A 1,509-nucleotide genomic window follows, 5' to 3' on the forward strand; every position below is an offset into this window, starting at 1 on the left:
AGACCCCATGACTGCCAGAGCCTCGGAGGCTCGAATCTGAGATGCTGATGATGGATTTGTCAGCAGCGGAGACGAGTCATGACGGAGACGGTGAAATACGTTGGTCTGGACGTTCATAAGGAAACCATTGCGGTCGCGGTTGCCGATGGGGAACGCGGAGGCGAGGTGCGTTTCGTCGGCACGGTCGCCAACGAGGACGATGCGATCAGGAAGCTGGTCAAGCGGCTGACTGGACCGGGCGTGACGTTGAACGTCTGCTACGAAGCTGGTCCCTGCGGGTATGGCTTGCATCGGCTGCTGACGAAGCTGGGACAGAATTGCATCGTCATCGCCCCCTCGATGATGCCGCGGCGCCCGGGTGACCATGTAAAGACGGACCGGCGTGACGCGATGACCCTGGCGCGGCTGCTACGCGCTGGCGAACTCACCGCAATCTGGATACCGGACGAGGCGCACGAGGCGGTACGCGATCTCATCCGCGCGCGACGCAGCGCGCAAGATGATGCCATCGGAGCCAAGCAGACAGTGCGCAGCTTCCTGTTGCGTCATGATCGTCGTTTCGGCGGCAAGGCGGCCTGGACGAAAATGTACTGGCGGTGGTTGTCCGAGCAGCGGTTCGATTTTCCCCACCAACAGCTGGCATTCGAGGAAATGCAGAAGCGGGTGCTGGAGGCGCAGGCACGGGTTGGGCGCTTAGAAGCGGCGCTGACTGAAGCGGTGGACGCATGGTGTTTTGCGCCGCTGGTCCGCAATCTACAGGTCCTGCGCGGTATCAGGCTGGTCAGCGCTGCGACGCTGGTCGCTGAAGTAGGCGATCTCACCCGCTTCGACAATCCCAAGCAACTGATGGCGTATGTCGGCTTGGTGCCGTCCGAGCACTCCAGCGGCGCTCGGACCAAACGGGGCCGGATCACCCGCGCGGGCAACGCGCAGGCACGAACCATGCTGATTGAGGCGGGCTGGTCGTATCGACTGCCCGCTCGCGAGAAACGACGCTACCGTGAGCGGGTCATCGACTTGTCCGAGGACATCCAGGCGATCGGGTGGAAAGCGCAGGTTCGCCTGTGCCAGCGCTACCGTCGCCTGGCGGCCACGGGCAAGCCTCAGCCCAAGGTGACCACCGCGATCGCGCGTGAACTGGTCGGCTATGCCTGGGACATCGCCCGTCGGGTGTCGCCGGCGATAGCCGGCTGATCCACCCACGACATTAACGAGAGGAGGCGCCAGCGCACCAACTGCATAGCCTTGGCCGGCGTGCCGCGGGCACCCGACTGTGATGGGCAATCCACGGTGTACGGTGGGGCAGGTTCGTCCGACGCCCGAACTTAGACGGAGGATAGGCCCAGCGACGGATACGGGTAGTGCGGTAATCAACCCGCGGATGAGAGCATGATCAATCGTCGTCGATCAGGCGCCCGCGGCACACCCGCCAAGGTCAATGCGACCGCTGGTCTCGAGGCCAGCGAAGGAGTAAACTCGGCCAGCGTCTCGGATGGCAGTCATGAGAGC

1 protein-coding gene is annotated in these 1,509 nt (G+C 63.6%); it reads left to right on the forward strand.

Translation table 11 applies throughout. The features are described 5' to 3' along the window. Positions 1-78 precede the first annotated feature (78 nt). The gene (locus AX685_RS10495) at positions 79-1,194 is read left to right on the forward strand and encodes an IS110 family transposase (RefSeq protein ID WP_066488347.1); all 1,116 of its coding nucleotides are present in this window, start codon (positions 79-81) and stop codon (positions 1,192-1,194) included. Positions 1,195-1,509: the final 315 nt, after the last annotated feature.

The organism is Sphingomonas sp. CCH9-F2 (assembly GCF_001556735.1).
GTDB lineage: Bacteria > Pseudomonadota > Alphaproteobacteria > Sphingomonadales > Sphingomonadaceae > Sphingomonas > Sphingomonas ginsenosidimutans.